The organism is Actinocatenispora comari, from assembly GCF_017312725.1.
Taxonomy (GTDB): Bacteria; Actinomycetota; Actinomycetes; order Mycobacteriales; family Micromonosporaceae; genus Actinocatenispora; species Actinocatenispora comari.
In genome coordinates this window covers 30,109-44,458 of the sequence record NZ_BOPO01000023.1, presented here as the reverse complement: position 1 = coordinate 44,458, position 14,350 = coordinate 30,109, and the positions used below count along the sequence as shown (strand labels likewise).

Below are 14,350 nucleotides of genomic sequence, written 5' to 3'. Positions count from 1 at the left end.
ATGCCGCAGCCACCCGTGCCGCAGCCAGCCGTGCCGCAGCCAGTCACCCCGCCGGTACCCGAGCCCGGCGCCCGCACGCCGGAGTTCCCGGCGGCGACGATCCTCGGGTACCCGCGGATCGGGCCGCGGCGGGAGCTGAAGCGGGCGATGGAGGCGTACTGGGACGGTCGGGCCGGCCTCGCCGAGTTGCGCGAGACCGGCCGCCGGCTGCGCGCTGAGACCTGGACCGACCTCGCCCGGCGCGGCCTGGCGGGCCAGGTGTCCAACACGTTTTCCGACTACGACCACGTGTTCGACGCCGCGCTGCTGCTCGGCGCGGTACCCGAGCGGTACCGGCGGGACACGCCGGAGGACACCGCGTTCGCCGCCGGCCGCGGCGCCGCCGGGCTCGCGCCGTTGCGGATGACGAAGTGGTTCGACACGAACTACCACTACCTGGTGCCGGAGATCGGGCCGGACACCGGGTTCCGGGCCGACCCGAGCAAGCCGCTGACCGAGTACGCCGAGGCACGGGCGCTCGGCGTCGAGACCCGCCCGGTACTGCTCGGGCCGGTGACGTTCCTGCTGCTGTCCGAGCCGACCGCGGACGCGCCCGCCGGGTTCGCCCCGCTGTCCCGGCTCGATGCCGTGCTGGAGGCGTACGAGCAGATCCTGGGCGCGCTGGCCGACGCCGGGGTCGGCTGGGTGCAGCTGGACGAGCCCGCGCTGGTCGCGGACCGGAGCGCGGACGAGCTGGCCGCGACGGCCACCGCGTACCGGCGGCTCGGCGGGCTGGCGCACCGGCCCGCGCTGTTCGTCGCCTCGTACTTCGGTGCGCTGGGCGAGGCGCTGCCGGTGCTGGCCGCCGCTCCGGTCGAGGCGATCGGCCTGGACCTGGTTCGTGGCGAGCTGCCGGACGAGCTGGATGCCTTGCGGGGCAAGGTGATCGTCGCCGGCGTGGTATCCGGGCGGGATGTCTGGCGTACCGACCCGGCGCGCGCCACCGGGCAGCTGGAGCGGCTGCGCGGCACCGGTGCGACCGTCGCGGTGAGCACGTCGTGCTCGCTGCTGCACGTGCCGTACGACCTGGCCGCGGAGACCGAGCTGCCGGCCGAGCTGACCGGGCGGCTCGCGTTCGCGGCGCAGAAGGTCGACGAGGTGGTGGCGCTCGCCGCGGGCGACACCGGGGCGATCCCGACCCCGGTACCGGCTGCCGCGCCGGTCGAGCTGCCGCCGGTCGCGCAGCGCTCGCCGTACCCGGTGCGCGCCGTCGCGCAGGCCGCCCGGCTCGCCCTGCCGGATCTGCCGACCACCACGATCGGCTCGTTCCCGCAGACCGGCGAGCTGCGCGCCGCCCGCGCCGCGTTGACGGCCGGCCGGCTCGATCCCGCGGAGTACGACCGGATCATCGCGACCGAGATCGACCGGGTGCTGGCGCTGCAGGAGGAGCTCGGCCTGGACGTGCTGGTGCACGGCGAGCCGGAACGCAACGACATGGTGCAGTACTTCGCCGAGCACCTGGACGGCTTCGCGGTCACCCGCCACGGCTGGGTCCAGTCGTACGGGTCGCGCTGCACCCGGCCGCCGATCCTGCACGGCGACGTGCGCCGGGCCGGGCCGATCACGGTGCGCTGGGCGAGCTACGCGCAGTCGCGGACCGACCGGCCGGTGAAGGGGATGCTGACCGGACCGGTGACGATCGTCGCGTGGTCGTTCGTGCGCCGTGACCTGCCGCTGCGCACCGTGGTGCACCAGGTGGCGGACGCGATCCGGGGCGAGGTGGCCGACCTGGAGGCGGCCGGGATCGGCATCGTGCAGGTGGACGAGCCGGCGCTGCGCGAGCTGCTGCCGCTGCGTGCCGCGCAGCGCGACGACTACCTGGACTGGGCGGTCGCCGCGTACCGCCGGGCGACCTCCGGCGCCGGCGACGCCACCCAGATCCACACCCACCTGTGCTACTCCGACGCCGAGGCGGTACTCGCCGCGATCGACGCGCTGGACGCCGACGTGACGAGCGTGGAGTCGGCCCGCTCGCACGGCCGGATCCTGGCCGAGCGGGCGGTGCACTCGTTCGCCCGCGGCCTCGGGCCCGGCGTGTACGACATTCACTCGCGCCGGGTGCCGCCGGCCGACGAGATCGCCGCCGGGCTGCGCGCCGCGCTGGCCGCGTTGCCGGCCGGCCGGGTGTGGGCGAACCCGGACTGCGGGTTGAAGACCCGCGGCTACCCGGAGGTGACCGCCGCGCTGCGCAACCTGGTCGCGGCGGCACGGGAGGTGCGCAGCGCCGATCCCGTGCCGGCTCGGCAGCATTGAGCATATTTAACTGGATATAGACGGATTCATCGTAATGTGCTTCGATGGTTACGAAACTTCTTCGTGTTTTCCCGCAGCGAGGAGGCCCACCATGAAGCCCGTCCGTACCCTCGTCGGCGTGACCGCCGCGGCCAGCGCGGCGCTGCTGTTCGGCAGCGGCGCCGCCCACGCCGCCGGCGGCCAGGTCGACGGCTCGATCACCGTCGCCGGCTCGACCTGCAGCTGGACCAACGCCACCACCAGCGACGTACCACCCCACGCGCTGACCATCGACCACACCACCGTGTCGGCCAGCTGCGGCGGGAGCATCAGCGCCAGCCTCGCCAACGACCCCAGCGTCACGTTCGACGACGCCGCCGGTACCGCGACCTCGCCGGAGATCGACGTCTCCGCCACCGTTGCCGGCATCTCCTGCGGGTACCAGGTCACCGATCTGACCGTCACCGCGACCAGCGGCACCCGCACCTACACCGGTGGGCCGTACACGGCGACCAAGACCTCCGGCAGCTTCCTGTGCCCGGGAAGCGAGACCGTCGACTCGGTCACCCTCACCTTCCACTGAGTCCGTCCAGACCGGGCCGCCCGGCCCCCAACCCGGCCGTCCGCCGAGCCCGGCCCTGCACCGGGCCCCGGCTCGACCGGACGGGTCGGCCGGGCCGAACGGAGCGCAACCCGCCGCGGCGGCGACCACACTGGTCGCCGCCGCGGTTCGCCGTCCGGGGGTACCGCCGGTCGACGATGACGCACCGTAGCCAAGCATCGGTGCAGGTCCGACGACGTACAGCGGCGCGCCGTGGGCCCGATCGCGGGCCCCGGCCTGGTCGGTTCATACGGCCACAACCTGCGTGTTCTGCCGCGAAATCGACCGTTGACGCGCCCGGAAGCGTGCTGTAGCTTGCCGCTGTAGTCGTTTACAAGAACGTTTGCAGCTGACCGTCCGGAGAGGAGCGGTGGGTTGACGCTGTCCGCACGCCCTACGCTCAGTCAGGTCGCCGACCTGGCCGGAGTGTCCGTCGCCTCGGTCTCCCGGGTCCTGAACGGGCTGCCGGCGAGCCGCGAGATGACCACCCGGGTGCGCGCCGCCGTCGACTCGCTCGGGTACACCCCGGACGCGCGGGCCCGGTCGCTCAAGGTCGGCCGCACCGAGCAACTCGTCCTGGTGGTGCCCGACGTCGGCAACCCGGTCTACACCGGCCTGATGCGCGCCGTCGCCGCCGTGGTCAAGGACGCCGGCTACCGGCTGCTGCTGTCCACCGGCAACTCCGAGGTGGCCGAGGAGATCGCCATCCTGGACGGGCTGTCCAGCGGCTACGCCGACGGCGTGATCATCAGCCCGTTGCGGATGACCGAGCCGATCCTGCAGGCGCTGCAACGGCTGCGGCACCCGGCCGTGGTCATCGGCACCCCGCCCGCGGCGGTACCGCTGGACGCGGTGCAGGCCGACTCGGCCGCCGGGGTGCAGCTGGCGATGCAGCACCTGGTCGACACCGACCGGCACCGGATCGCGTTCGTCAACGGTCCCGTCGACACCGTGCCGGGCACCGCCCGGCAACGCGGGTTCGACCGGGCCGACGAGCGGCTGCTGGCCGGCGCCGGGCGTCGCTACGCGGCGGCCGCGTTCACCGTCGACGCCGGCCGCGACATCGCCGAACGGGTGCTCGACGACCGGCCGGACGCGGTGCTGTGCGCCAACGACCTGCTCGCCTTCGGTGTGATGCGGGTGGCGCACTCGCGCGGCATCCGGGTGCCGGACGACCTTGCCGTGGTCGGCATCGACGACACCGACCTGGCGGCGGTGGTCTCGCCCGGCCTGACCAGCGTCAACCTCGGCTCCGGCGAGCGCGGTGCGGCGGCCGCCCGGCTGCTGCTGGCCCGGATCGCCGACCCGGACCGGCCGGCCGAGCGGGTCGTCGTCGACCCCTGGCTGACCGTTCGCGAATCGTCCACGCCGGCCCGGGAAGGTGACCGATGAGCGAGCGGCGAACGAATCACGGGTGCGGTGTCTCGTGCCTCGTCGGGCTGCCGACGAACGGGGAGGGCCGATGAGCCAGCACGCGACACTCGACCCGCCGGTACCGGCGCCGACCCGGCCCACCGCGCCCCGGCGCCGGCGTGACCGCGGCGGCACCATCCTGGTACTGCCGGCGTTGATTCCGGTGGCGCTGCTGTCGGTGTGGCCGCTGCTGCAGGGCATCTACCTCGCGTTCACCGACACCACGGCCGGCCGGCCGGGCGCGTTCGTCGGGCTGGGCAACTTCGCCGACCTCGGCTCGTACGGGCTGTTCTGGGACTCGTTCAAGATCGGGCTGATCTGGGCGGTCTCGGTGACGGTGCTGCAGTTCCTGCTCGCGCTCGGGCTCGCGGTGCTGCTGAACATGCGGCTGCGCGGTGCCGCGTTCGCCCGGGTGCTGGCGCTGATCCCGTGGGCGATGCCGCCGGTGATCATCGCGATCATGTGGAAGCTGATGTACGACCCGCGGTCCGGCCCGGTGAACGGGATCCTGTCCACGCTGGGCATCATCGACCACAACGTCAACTGGCTGGGCGACTTCTCCACCGCGCTACCGGCGGTCGTGTTCGTCGGCGTCTGGGTCGGAATGCCCGCCACCACCGTGGTGCTGCTCGCCGGGCTGCAGTCGGTCGACCCGGCCGTACTGGAGGCCGGTTCGGTCGACGGTGCCAACACCTGGCAGCGGTTCTGGCACCTCGTGCTGCCGTCGCTGCGGCCGGTCATCGTCGCCATCACCACGCTCGACTTCATCTGGTCGTTCAACGAGTTCGGCCTGGTGTACGTGCTCACCGCGGGCGGGCCCGGCGGCAAGACGATGCTGCCGATGCTGTTCGCCTACAACGAGGCCTTCAAGTACGGCAACTTCGGGCTGGCGGCCGCGATGGGCGTGGTGACCGTCGTGGTGATCGTGCTGCTGATGTTCGTGTACCTGCGCGCGCAAAGGCGGGCCGCCCAGTGACCTCACGCCGGTTCACCCTCGGCCGGGCGCTGTCCTACCTCGCGCTCGCCGGCTACGTCGTCCTGCTCGGCTTCCCGCTGGTCTGGCTGCTGTCCACGTCGTTCAAGACGCCGCGCGAGCTGGCGTCGCTGACGCCGAGCCTGCTCCCGGACTCGTTCTCGCTGGCCAACTTCCGGGCCGCGATCGAGCAGCAGGACCTGCTGCGGGCCGGTGCGAACAGCCTGATCGTGGCCGGCTGCACCACGGTGCTGGTGGTGCTCGTCTCGGTGCCCGCGTCGTACGCGCTGGCCCGGTTCCGCAGTCGGCTGCGCGGCGTGGCGATGGGCTGGATCCTGGTGTCCCAGGTGTTCCCGATCATCCTGATCGTGGTACCGCTGTTCCTGATCCTCAAGCAGTTCGGGCTGATCGACTCGCTGGTCGGCCTGATCCTCGTCGACCTGGTGTGGTCGCTGCCGTTCGCCCTCTGGATGCTCCAGGGCTACGTCGCGAAGATCCCCGCCGAACTGGAGGAGGCGGCGGCCACCGACGGCGCGAGCCGGCTGCGCACCCTGACCTCCATCGTGTTTCCGCTGCTGCTCCCGGGCATCGCGGCCACCTCGATGTTCGCGTTCGTCCTGTCCTGGAACGAGTTCTTCTTCGCGCTCGTGCTCATCCAGGACCCCCAGCTCAACACCCTGCCGTTGGCGCTCGCCCGCTTCGTCGGCCAGGAGGGACAGGTACAGCTCGGCCCGCTCGCCGCGGGATCGCTGCTGTCGATGATCCCCAGCCTGGTCTTCTTCGCACTGATGCAGCGTCGACTGACCTCCGGCCTGCTGGCCGGCGCGGTCAAGGGCTGACCCCGCCACAGGTGAAGGAAGGAACCCCTCATGCAGAGAAGGACGGCCCTGACCGCGATGCTCGCGGCCACGGCGGCGACCCTGACCGGCTGCGCGACCAGCGGCGGCGGCAGCAGCTCCGACGACACCGACTCGAACGGCACGGTGCACCTGAAGTTCCAGTCGCTGGCCTTCGCCGACACGACCGTGGCGCAGACCAAGAAGGCGGTCAAGGCCTGGAACGCCGAGCACCCCAAGGTGCAGGTCGAGCTGATCCAGGGCAGCTGGGACAACGTGCACGACCAGCTCGTCACCCAGCTGGCCGGCGGCACCGCGCCGGACATCATCCACGACGAGAACGCCGACATCGTCGGCTTCGGCCAGCAGGGCTACTTCGCCGACCTGAAGCCGTACGTGTCGAGTACGCTGCGCGGCAACGTCGCCGACGGGGTGTGGAACTCGCTGACCGTCGACGGCAAGCTGATCGCGGTGCCCACCCTGCAGCAGACGTACGTGGTGTTCGCCAACACCACGGCGCTGGCCAAGGCCGGCGTGCCGGTACCGACCGGGAAGTCGCTGTCCTGGGACGACTTCCGGGCGATGGCGAAGAAGCTGACCGGCAAGGGCAGCCACGGCGTCGGCTGGGGGCTGAAGCAGCCGGCCGCCACCGTGCTCAGCCTGTCCGCGAACTTCGGCGGGAAGTGGTTCAGCACCAGCGGGGACAAGGCGAGCATCACCGTCGGTACCGCCGAGATGCAGGTGCCGCGGCGCATCCACGCGATGGCCTACGACGACAGGTCGATCGACCCGACCAGCCTGACCCAGTCCGGCGGCGACGTGCTGCCCGGCTTCTACGCCGGCAAGTACGCGATGATGGTGGCCGGATCCTATGTCGCGCAGCAGATCCAGGAGCAGGCGCCGAAGGGGTTCCAGTGGGCGGTGCTGCCGCCGCTGGCCGGTACCAGCAGCGCCCAGCCGGCGAGCGCGCAGACGCTGTCGGTGTCCAAGGCGACCAAGCACGTCAAGGAGGCGGCGCAGTTCATCGACTACTTCGTCGCCGACGCGAACCTGGCGAAGCTGGCGCGCAGCGACTGGCTGATCCCGGCCACCGCGAGTGCCCGGACCGCGGTACGCGAGCAGACCGGTGGCAAGGACGGCTGGGGCCAGATCCTGGTCTCCGGCGAGAACAGCGTGGACGCGCCGTTCCTGCACGCCCAGGACTATCCACAGTGGAAGGACCAGATCGCCACCCCGACCCTGCAGCGGTACCTGGCGAACGACATCAGCGCCAGCACGCTCACCGACCAGCTCACCAAGGGTTGGAAGCAGGTCGCCGGGGGCGGACACTGAACCGCGACGCCGCCGCGCCGGCCGGGCGCCCCGCGCCCGGCCGGGCAGCCTTGCCCGCACGCCGCCCGGCCGGCGCCGCCCAACCCGCCCGGGACGAGGCCACCCGGCGGGCCGACCAGGACGGCACCGCCCGGGACCAACCCGCCCGCGACGGAGCGGACCGGGACGATGCCGCCCGGGACCGGGCCCGGGGTTGCCTGCTGGGCCTCGCGATCGGGGACGCGATGGGCGCACCGGCGGAGAACATGACCGCCGCGGCCATCGCCGAGCGGTGGGGGCCGGTGACCGGGTTCCTGCGCGACGAGCCGGCCGGAACCGACGACACCGAGTACGCGGCGTTCAGCGCGCTGCTGCTGATCGAGCACGGCGCGGCCCTGACCAGCGAACAGGTCGCCGACGCCTGGGTACGCCACCTCGCCGGCCGCTCCGGTGGCTTCCCCGGCGCCGGGTTCAGCGAGCTGGGCACCATCGAGAACCTGCGCGCCGGCCTGCGCCCGCCCGCATCCGGCCAGCACCTGCACTCGTGGAGCGACGGCCTCGCCATGCGCGCCGCGGTACACGGCGTGTACGCGGCGGGTGATCTCGACCTCGCGGCCCGGCTGGCCGCCGTGGACGGCGCGGTCAGCCACGACGGCGAGGGCGTGTACGCCGGTCAGGCGGTCGCCGTGGCCGTCGCCGCGGCGCTCGCCGGTGCCCGTCCCGGCGAGATGCTCGCGGCGGCCCGTGCTCGGGTACCGGCCGACTCGTGGACGGCCGCCGCGCTGGCCACCGCCGCTACCGCCGCCGGGCCCGACGCGTTGCTCGACGCGCTGGTGGTGCGCGCCTACCCGTGGACCGACCTCGCCCCGGAGGCGGTCGGGCTGGCGTTCGGCGCCGCCCTCGCCGCGGACGGCGAGCTGCGCCGGGCCGTACCGGGTGCGGTGGCGATGGGCCGCGACGCGGACACCACCGCCGCGATCGCCGGCGCGCTGTGCGGCGCCGGTCACGGCATGGCGGGCATCCCGGCCGAATGGGTGGCCGCCATCGGCCCGGTGACCGGACGCTGCCTGGGTGAGGTCGTCGCCGGGCTGACCATGCGCGACCTGGCCGACCGACTCGTCGCGGCGCGGCCCGGAACGCGCCCCGAGGCGAGGACCGGACGATGAACGAACCCACCGACCGTACCGGCACGGATCGCCGCCGCGGCGCCGTACTGGGACTCGCGGTGGGCGACGCCGCCGGCTGGCCGGCTCGTACCCACCGCTCCCGGGTCCTGCCGGGGTGGACCCGGCGGCTGCGCCGGGAACTGGACGCGTTCGCCGAGGTCGAGTCGGTCACCACGCTGCCGGTGCCGTTCGCGCTCAACCAGGACCCGGCACCGCTGCGGCTCGGTCCGGGCGACGACGCCGAGTGGGTCGCTTGGACGCTGGCCGGCTCCGCGCCGCTGCCGGCCGACCGGGCGGCGGTGCACGCCCGCTGGGCGGTCGCGGTGGCGGACGGCGCCGTACCGGTGGGCCGGATCGCCGTGGCGGTCGCGGTCGACAACCTGCGCCGCGGGGTGCCGCCGCCGGACTCCGGCCGGCGCAACCCGCACCACTTCGACGACGCCGCCGCGATCCGGGCGGTCGCGTACGGCGTCCTGGCCACGAGCCCGGCGCACGCGGCGACGCTGGCCGGGTGGGACGCCGAGGTCACCCACGCCGGCGACGGGGTCACCGCCGCCCGCGCGGTCGCCGCCGCGGTCGCCACCGCGGTTTCCCTACCCGCGACCGCTGCCTCCCGGCCCGAGCCGACGCTGCTCGCCGCGCTGGAGGCGCAGCTGCCGATCGACCAGCTGGCCGGGCGCACCCTGCGCCGGGCGCTCGCGCTCGTCGCCGGCGCCGGTACCCCGGCCGAGGCGGTGCCGCTGCTGGACGAGTTGGTGGACCGGGTGTACAGCTACGGCTGCGCGGCGGCCCAGACCGTCCCGGTCGCCGCCGCGCTGACCGCGGTGGCGCTGCGCGCCGGTACCCCGACGATCGACGCGATCCTCGCCGCGGCCGCGTTGCCGTCGCTCGCCGACAGCGCGCCGGCGCTGACCGGCGCCCTGCTCGGCGCGGTACGCGGCGCCGCCGAACTGCCGCCGTCCTGGGCCGACCGCTGTCGGAGACTGGCCGGCTGTTGCGACCCCACGCTCGCCGGGGTCGACCTGCTCGACATCGTGGAAAGGACCACCCGTGGCCAGTGAGAGCCTCGAATCGCGCGCGGTCGGCTGCCTCGTCGGCGCCGCCGTCGGTGACGCCCTGGGCGGCGCGACGGAGGGCTGGAGTCCGGCGCAGATCGCGCAGCGTTGGGGCGGCTGGGTGGACGGCATCGTCGGCCCGTACTACGCCGACTGGCGCAACGCGCGGCCGATCGCCCCGTACCACAAGGGCGACGGGCACATCACCGACGACACGTTGATGACACACCTGCTCGTCGAGGTGTACGAGCAGGCCGGCACCCACCTGACCGCCTACGACGTGGCGCAACGGCTGGTACCGCTGATGCTCGGCGAGCGCCGCTGGGTGCCCGAGCTGGAGGCGGAGGCGCTGCCGCTGCAGCGGGTGTTCCTGGCCGAGAAGTACCTGGCGCTGCGGCTACACTGGGCGCACGCCGACCCGCGCGAGGCGGGCGTCGGCAACGCGGTCAACTGCGGTGCCGCGATGTACGTGGCCCCGGTGGGCATCGTGAACGCCGCCGACCCGGACGCCGCGTACGCCGAGGCGATCGACGTCGCCGGCGCGCACCAGTCCTCGTACGGCCGGGAGGCGGCCGGGGTGCTCGCCGCCTGCGTCGCCGCCGCGGCCACCCCGGGCGCCACCGTCGACGACGTGGTCGCCGCCGCGTTGCGCCTGGCGAAGGACGGCACCCGGGCCGCCGTGGAGGCGGTGACCACCGCCGCCGGCACGGTGCCGCACTGGACCGAGGCGATCGAGTCCGGTGCGCTGCGGGCCGCGATCCGGCCGTACGACACCGTCGGCGACGACTACCGGGACCAGGGGCTCGGCGCCCGCCGGCCGAGCCGGGTGCACAGTATCGAGGAGCTGCCGCTGGCGCTGGGCATGCTGGTCGTGGCCAAGGGCGACTGGCGGGAGGCGGTGCTGGGCAGCGTCAACTACGGCCGGGACGCCGACTCGATCGCGTCGATGGCCGGCGCGATCGCCGGTGCGCTGCACGGCCGGGACGCGGTCGACGCGGACCTCGCCGCCGCGGTCGCGACCGCGAGTCGCACCGACCTGGTCGGTCCGGGGGAGCGGTTGGCCGCGGTGACCCGGCGGATCCGTACCGCCGACCGCACCGCCCGCGCCGCCGTCGACGCGGGGTACGACGGGCTGCTGTCGTGATGCGGCTGACCTGGGTCCAGCCCGAGGACCTGGTCGGGCACGGCCTGGCCCAGGCGGTACTCGACGGGGTCGACGTCACCGATCTGCGCACCGCCTGGGTGGCCGCCGGCGGCGACCCGGAGCCGTTGCACGCCGGTGCGTCCGACCGGCCGGTGACACCCGAGTTGCGGCTGCTCGCCGGCGACGTGCTCGACGAGCTGGACCGCCGCCCCGCCGACCTCGACGGCACCGAACCCACCGACCTGGCCGCGATCCGCCGGCTGCGCACCGGTGCGGTACCGGACCGCAAGGACGTCGGCGTGCCGCGCTCGCCGGCCGGCCGGTCGGGGTACCGCGACCGGGTGCACGGGGCGTGGCTCGGCCGGGCGGCGGGTTGCCTGCTCGGCAAGCCGGTGGAGAAGATCCCGCGCGCCGGCATCCGGGAGATCCTGGAGGCGACCGGGCGCTGGCCGCTGACCGACTGGTTCACCGCGGTCGGGCTGCCGCCGGAGGTGGCGCGGCGCTGGCCGTGGAACCGGCGCAGCGCACCCACCAGCCTGGCCGAGAACATCGCCGGGATGCCCGAGGACGACGACCTCAACTTCGCGCTGCTGGCGCTGGAACTGCTGGAACGACACGGCCGTGCCCTGTCCACACAGGACGTCGCGCAGGCCTGGCTGACCGAGCTGCCGGCCGGCCGGCTGTTCACCGCCGAGCGGATCGCCTACCGCAACCTGCTGCTCGGCCACCTGCCGCCGGCCACCGCGGCGGTGCGCAACCCGTTCACCGACTGGATCGGCGCGCAGATCCGCGCCGACGTCCACGGCTGGACGCACCCCGGCGCGCCGCTCGCCGCCGCCGACCTGGCCTGGCGGGACGCGGTGCTCAGCCACACCCGCAACGGCGTGTACGGGGCGATGTTCGTCGCCGCCGCTTGTGCCGCCGCCGTGGTCGCCGACACCGTCGACGAGGTGCTCGATGCCGGACTCGCCGCGGTACCACCGGATTCCCGCTACGCGCGGGCGGTGCGGTTCGCCCGGGCGCTGCCCGCCGAGCACGCCGACTTCGAGGCCGCGGTGGACGCGATCGCCGCGGAGTACGGGCAGCTGCACTGGGTGCACGTGCTCAACAACGCGGCGCTGCTGACCGCGGCGCTGGCCTACGGTGCCGGCGACTTCACCGCGACGATCACCTACGCGGTACGCGGCGGCTGGGACACCGACTCCAACGGTGCCACCGCCGGCTCGATCGCCGGCGCGCTGACCGGTGCCGGCGCGTTGCCGCAGCGCTGGGTCGCGCCGCTGCGCAACCGGCTCGCCTCCACCCTGCCCGGCTTCGACGGCATCGGCTTCGACGAGCTGGCCGACCGTACGGTGGCCGTCGCGGGAACTGTTGCCGCCCAACGGAAGGACAGCTGATGGCCGACGTCGTGGTGCTCGGCAGTGCCAACATGGACCTGGTCGCGACCACCGCCCGGCTGCCCGGCCGCGGCGAGACGATCGCCGGCGAGCAGTTCCGCCAGGTACCCGGTGGCAAGGGCGCCAACCAGGCGATCGCCGCGGCCCGCGCCGGCGGTACGGTCCGGTTCGCCGGCGCGGTCGGCGACGACGACCTCGGCCGGCGTATCCTCGCCGCGCTCGCCGCCGCCGGCGTCGACACCACCGCGGTGGTACGCACCGACGTACCCACCGGCACCGCCCACATCACCGTGGCCGCCGGCGGCGACAACACGATCGTGGTGGTACCGGGGGCGAACGGGACGCTGACCGAGCTGCTGCCCGCGCACGCCGCCGCGATCGACGCCGCGGACACGCTGCTGCTGCAACTGGAGCTGCCGCTGCCGGTGGTGCGGGCCGCGGCGCACCACGCCCACGCGCGCGGCGTGCGCACCGTCCTCACCCCGGCGCCGGCCCGACCGCTGCCCGACGACCTGCTCGCCGCGGTGGACCTGCTGGTACCCAACGAGCACGAGGCGGCGCTCATCGCCGGCGTCGACGACCCGTACCAGGCGGCGCAGGTACTGGCGAAGCGGTGCGACGTGCTGCTGACCCTTGGCGAGCGCGGTGCGCTGTACGCGACCGCCGACACCGAACCCGTTGCGGTACCGGCGTTCCCGGTCACCGCGGTGGACACCACGGCGGCCGGGGACACGTTCGTCGGCGTGCTGGCGGCCGCGCTCGCGGCTGGCGCCGCGATGCCGGAAGCGATGCGCCGGGCGTCGGCCGCCGCCGCGCTGTCGGTCCAGCAGCCCGGCGCGTCCGACTCGGCACCGACCGCGGCCCGGATCGACGCCTTCCTCGGCGGCGTCGCATGACCGCGCCGAACGACGCGGCCCGCGCGGTCGCCGACGGCGCGCGATCCGTGCCTGCCGGCGCCACCGGCGCGGTACCGGGCGGGGGAGCGCCGGCGTCGGGCGGAGCCCTGGCGGGGTTGCGGGTGGTGGACGCCTCGACGCTGTTCGCCGGGCCGCTGACCGCGATGCACCTCGGCGACCTGGGCGCCGACGTGATCAAGGTCGAACACCCGCGCCGGCCGGACCCGGCCCGCGGCCACGGCCCCGCCCGGGACGGCCACAACCTCTGGTACAAGACGCTCGGCCGCAACAAGCGGACCATGACGCTCGACCTGTCCACCGACGGTGGCCGGGACGTGTTCCGCCGGCTGGCCGGTACCGCCGACGTGGTGGTGGAGAACTTCCGGCCGGACACGCTGGAGCGCTGGGGTCTCGGCTACGACGAGCTGTCGGCAGGCAACCCCGGCCTGGTGCTGGCCCGGATCACCGGCTTCGGCCAGGTCGGCCCGTACCGGCGGCGGCCCGGGTTCGGCACCCTCGCCGAGGCGATGAGCGGGTTCGCCGCGATGACCGGTGCGCCGGACGGTCCGCCGACGCTGCCGCCGTTCGGGCTGGCCGACGGCATCACCTCGTTCGCCGCCGCGTACGCGGTGCTCGCCGCGCTGCATGCCCGCCACACCACCGGATCCGGGCAGGTCGTCGATCTGTCCATCGTGGAGCCGATGCTCGCGATGCTCGGGCCGCAGATCACCCAGTGGGACCAGCTGCACGCCGTGCAGCCGCGCACCGGCAACCGGTCGGCGAACAATGCCCCGCGCAACACGTACCGGTGCGCCGACGGCCGCTGGGTCGCCGTGTCCGCCAGCGCGCAGAGCATCGCCGAGCGGGTGATGCGGCTGGTGGGGCGGCCCGAGGTGGTCAGCGAACCGTGGTTCGCCACCGGCGCCGGCCGGGTCGCGCACGCCGACGAGCTCGACGGCGCGGTCGCCGGCTGGATCGCCGAACGCACCCGGGACGAGGTGGTCGCCGCGTTCGAGCAGGCCCAGGCCGCCGTCGCACCCATCTACGACGCGTCCGACATCGCCGCCGACCCGCAGTACGCCGCGCTGCACACGATCGTCCGGGTCGACGACGCCGACCTCGGCCCGATAGCGATGCAGAACGTGCCGTTCCGGCTATCCGCGACGCCCGGCTCGATCCGGTTCACCGGCCGGTCGGTGGGCGCCGACACCGACGCGATCCTCGCCGAGCTCGGCTACCCGGACGACGAGATCGCCGCGTTCCGCGCCAGCGGGGTGATCTGATGTG

Annotated in this window: 12 protein-coding genes; all 12 read left to right on the top strand. The window is 74.2% G+C overall.

The annotated features are described in order from the left end of the window. The 12 genes from metE to NUM_RS08165 all read left to right on the top strand — a co-directional run bounded on the left by metE (position 1) and on the right by NUM_RS08165 (position 14,346). Positions 1-2,292, top strand: coding sequence for a 5-methyltetrahydropteroyltriglutamate--homocysteine S-methyltransferase (gene metE, locus NUM_RS08220; protein ID WP_207124192.1), 2,292 nt, complete (start codon positions 1-3; stop codon positions 2,290-2,292). 91 nt (positions 2,293-2,383) lie between these two features. Continuing rightward, positions 2,384-2,854, top strand: coding sequence for a hypothetical protein (locus NUM_RS08215; protein ID WP_207124191.1), 471 nt, complete (start codon positions 2,384-2,386; stop codon positions 2,852-2,854). Positions 2,855-3,247: 393 nt separating this feature from the next. Continuing rightward, a complete protein-coding gene (locus NUM_RS08210) occupies positions 3,248-4,264 on the top strand; it encodes a LacI family DNA-binding transcriptional regulator (RefSeq protein WP_225918413.1) in 1,017 nt (338 codons plus the stop codon). 70 nt (positions 4,265-4,334) lie between these two features. After that, the gene (locus NUM_RS08205; RefSeq protein WP_207124190.1) at positions 4,335-5,261 is read left to right on the top strand and encodes a carbohydrate ABC transporter permease; all 927 of its coding nucleotides are present in this window, start codon (positions 4,335-4,337) and stop codon (positions 5,259-5,261) included. Then, on the top strand, positions 5,258-6,097 hold the full coding sequence (locus NUM_RS08200; protein WP_207124189.1) for a carbohydrate ABC transporter permease: 840 nt from the start codon (positions 5,258-5,260) through the stop codon (positions 6,095-6,097). Before NUM_RS08205 ends, NUM_RS08200 begins: the two co-directional genes overlap by 4 nt. Positions 6,098-6,127: 30 nt before the next feature. Then, positions 6,128-7,426 carry an ABC transporter substrate-binding protein gene (locus NUM_RS08195; RefSeq protein WP_207124188.1) on the top strand — a complete coding sequence of 433 codons (1,299 nt, stop codon included), beginning with the start codon at positions 6,128-6,130 and terminating at the stop codon, positions 7,424-7,426. Between the two features lie 50 nt (positions 7,427-7,476). Next, positions 7,477-8,571, top strand: a complete 1,095-nt coding sequence (locus NUM_RS08190) for an ADP-ribosylglycohydrolase family protein (protein ID WP_207124187.1) — start codon at positions 7,477-7,479, stop codon at positions 8,569-8,571. Next, positions 8,568-9,632, top strand: coding sequence for an ADP-ribosylglycohydrolase family protein (locus NUM_RS08185; protein WP_207124186.1), 1,065 nt, complete (start codon positions 8,568-8,570; stop codon positions 9,630-9,632). Before NUM_RS08190 ends, NUM_RS08185 begins: the two co-directional genes overlap by 4 nt. Beyond that, entirely contained in the window at positions 9,622-10,770 is a 1,149-nt protein-coding gene (locus NUM_RS08180; RefSeq protein ID WP_207124185.1) for an ADP-ribosylglycohydrolase family protein, read from the top strand. The genes NUM_RS08185 and NUM_RS08180 overlap by 11 nt, the downstream gene beginning before the upstream one ends. Further along, the gene (locus NUM_RS08175; RefSeq protein ID WP_207124261.1) at positions 10,770-12,167 is read left to right on the top strand and encodes an ADP-ribosylglycohydrolase family protein; all 1,398 of its coding nucleotides are present in this window, start codon (positions 10,770-10,772) and stop codon (positions 12,165-12,167) included. Before NUM_RS08180 ends, NUM_RS08175 begins: the two co-directional genes overlap by 1 nt. Beyond that, positions 12,167-13,063 (top strand): ribokinase, encoded by an 897-nt coding sequence (rbsK, locus tag NUM_RS08170; protein ID WP_207124184.1) that lies wholly within the window; start codon positions 12,167-12,169, stop codon positions 13,061-13,063. Before NUM_RS08175 ends, rbsK begins: the two co-directional genes overlap by 1 nt. After that, positions 13,060-14,346, top strand: coding sequence for a CaiB/BaiF CoA transferase family protein (locus NUM_RS08165; RefSeq protein ID WP_207124183.1), 1,287 nt, complete (start codon positions 13,060-13,062; stop codon positions 14,344-14,346). Before rbsK ends, NUM_RS08165 begins: the two co-directional genes overlap by 4 nt. Positions 14,347-14,350: the final 4 nt, after the last annotated feature.

Excerpts from the sequence above, each read along its gene's own strand:
- NUM_RS08185 (WP_207124186.1), top strand. The coding sequence starts at position 8,568 with ATGAACGAACCCACCGACCGTACCGGCACGGATCGCCGCCGCGGCGCC.
- NUM_RS08195 (WP_207124188.1), top strand. The coding sequence starts at position 6,128 with ATGCAGAGAAGGACGGCCCTGACCGCGATGCTCGCGGCCACGGCGGCG.
- NUM_RS08215 (WP_207124191.1), top strand. The coding sequence starts at position 2,384 with ATGAAGCCCGTCCGTACCCTCGTCGGCGTGACCGCCGCGGCCAGCGCG.
- metE (WP_207124192.1), top strand. The coding sequence starts at position 1 with ATGCCGCAGCCACCCGTGCCGCAGCCAGCCGTGCCGCAGCCAGTCACC.
- NUM_RS08165 (WP_207124183.1), top strand. The coding sequence starts at position 13,060 with ATGACCGCGCCGAACGACGCGGCCCGCGCGGTCGCCGACGGCGCGCGA.
- rbsK (WP_207124184.1), top strand. The coding sequence starts at position 12,167 with ATGGCCGACGTCGTGGTGCTCGGCAGTGCCAACATGGACCTGGTCGCG.
- NUM_RS08175 (WP_207124261.1), top strand. The coding sequence starts at position 10,770 with ATGCGGCTGACCTGGGTCCAGCCCGAGGACCTGGTCGGGCACGGCCTG.
- NUM_RS08205 (WP_207124190.1), top strand. The coding sequence starts at position 4,335 with ATGAGCCAGCACGCGACACTCGACCCGCCGGTACCGGCGCCGACCCGG.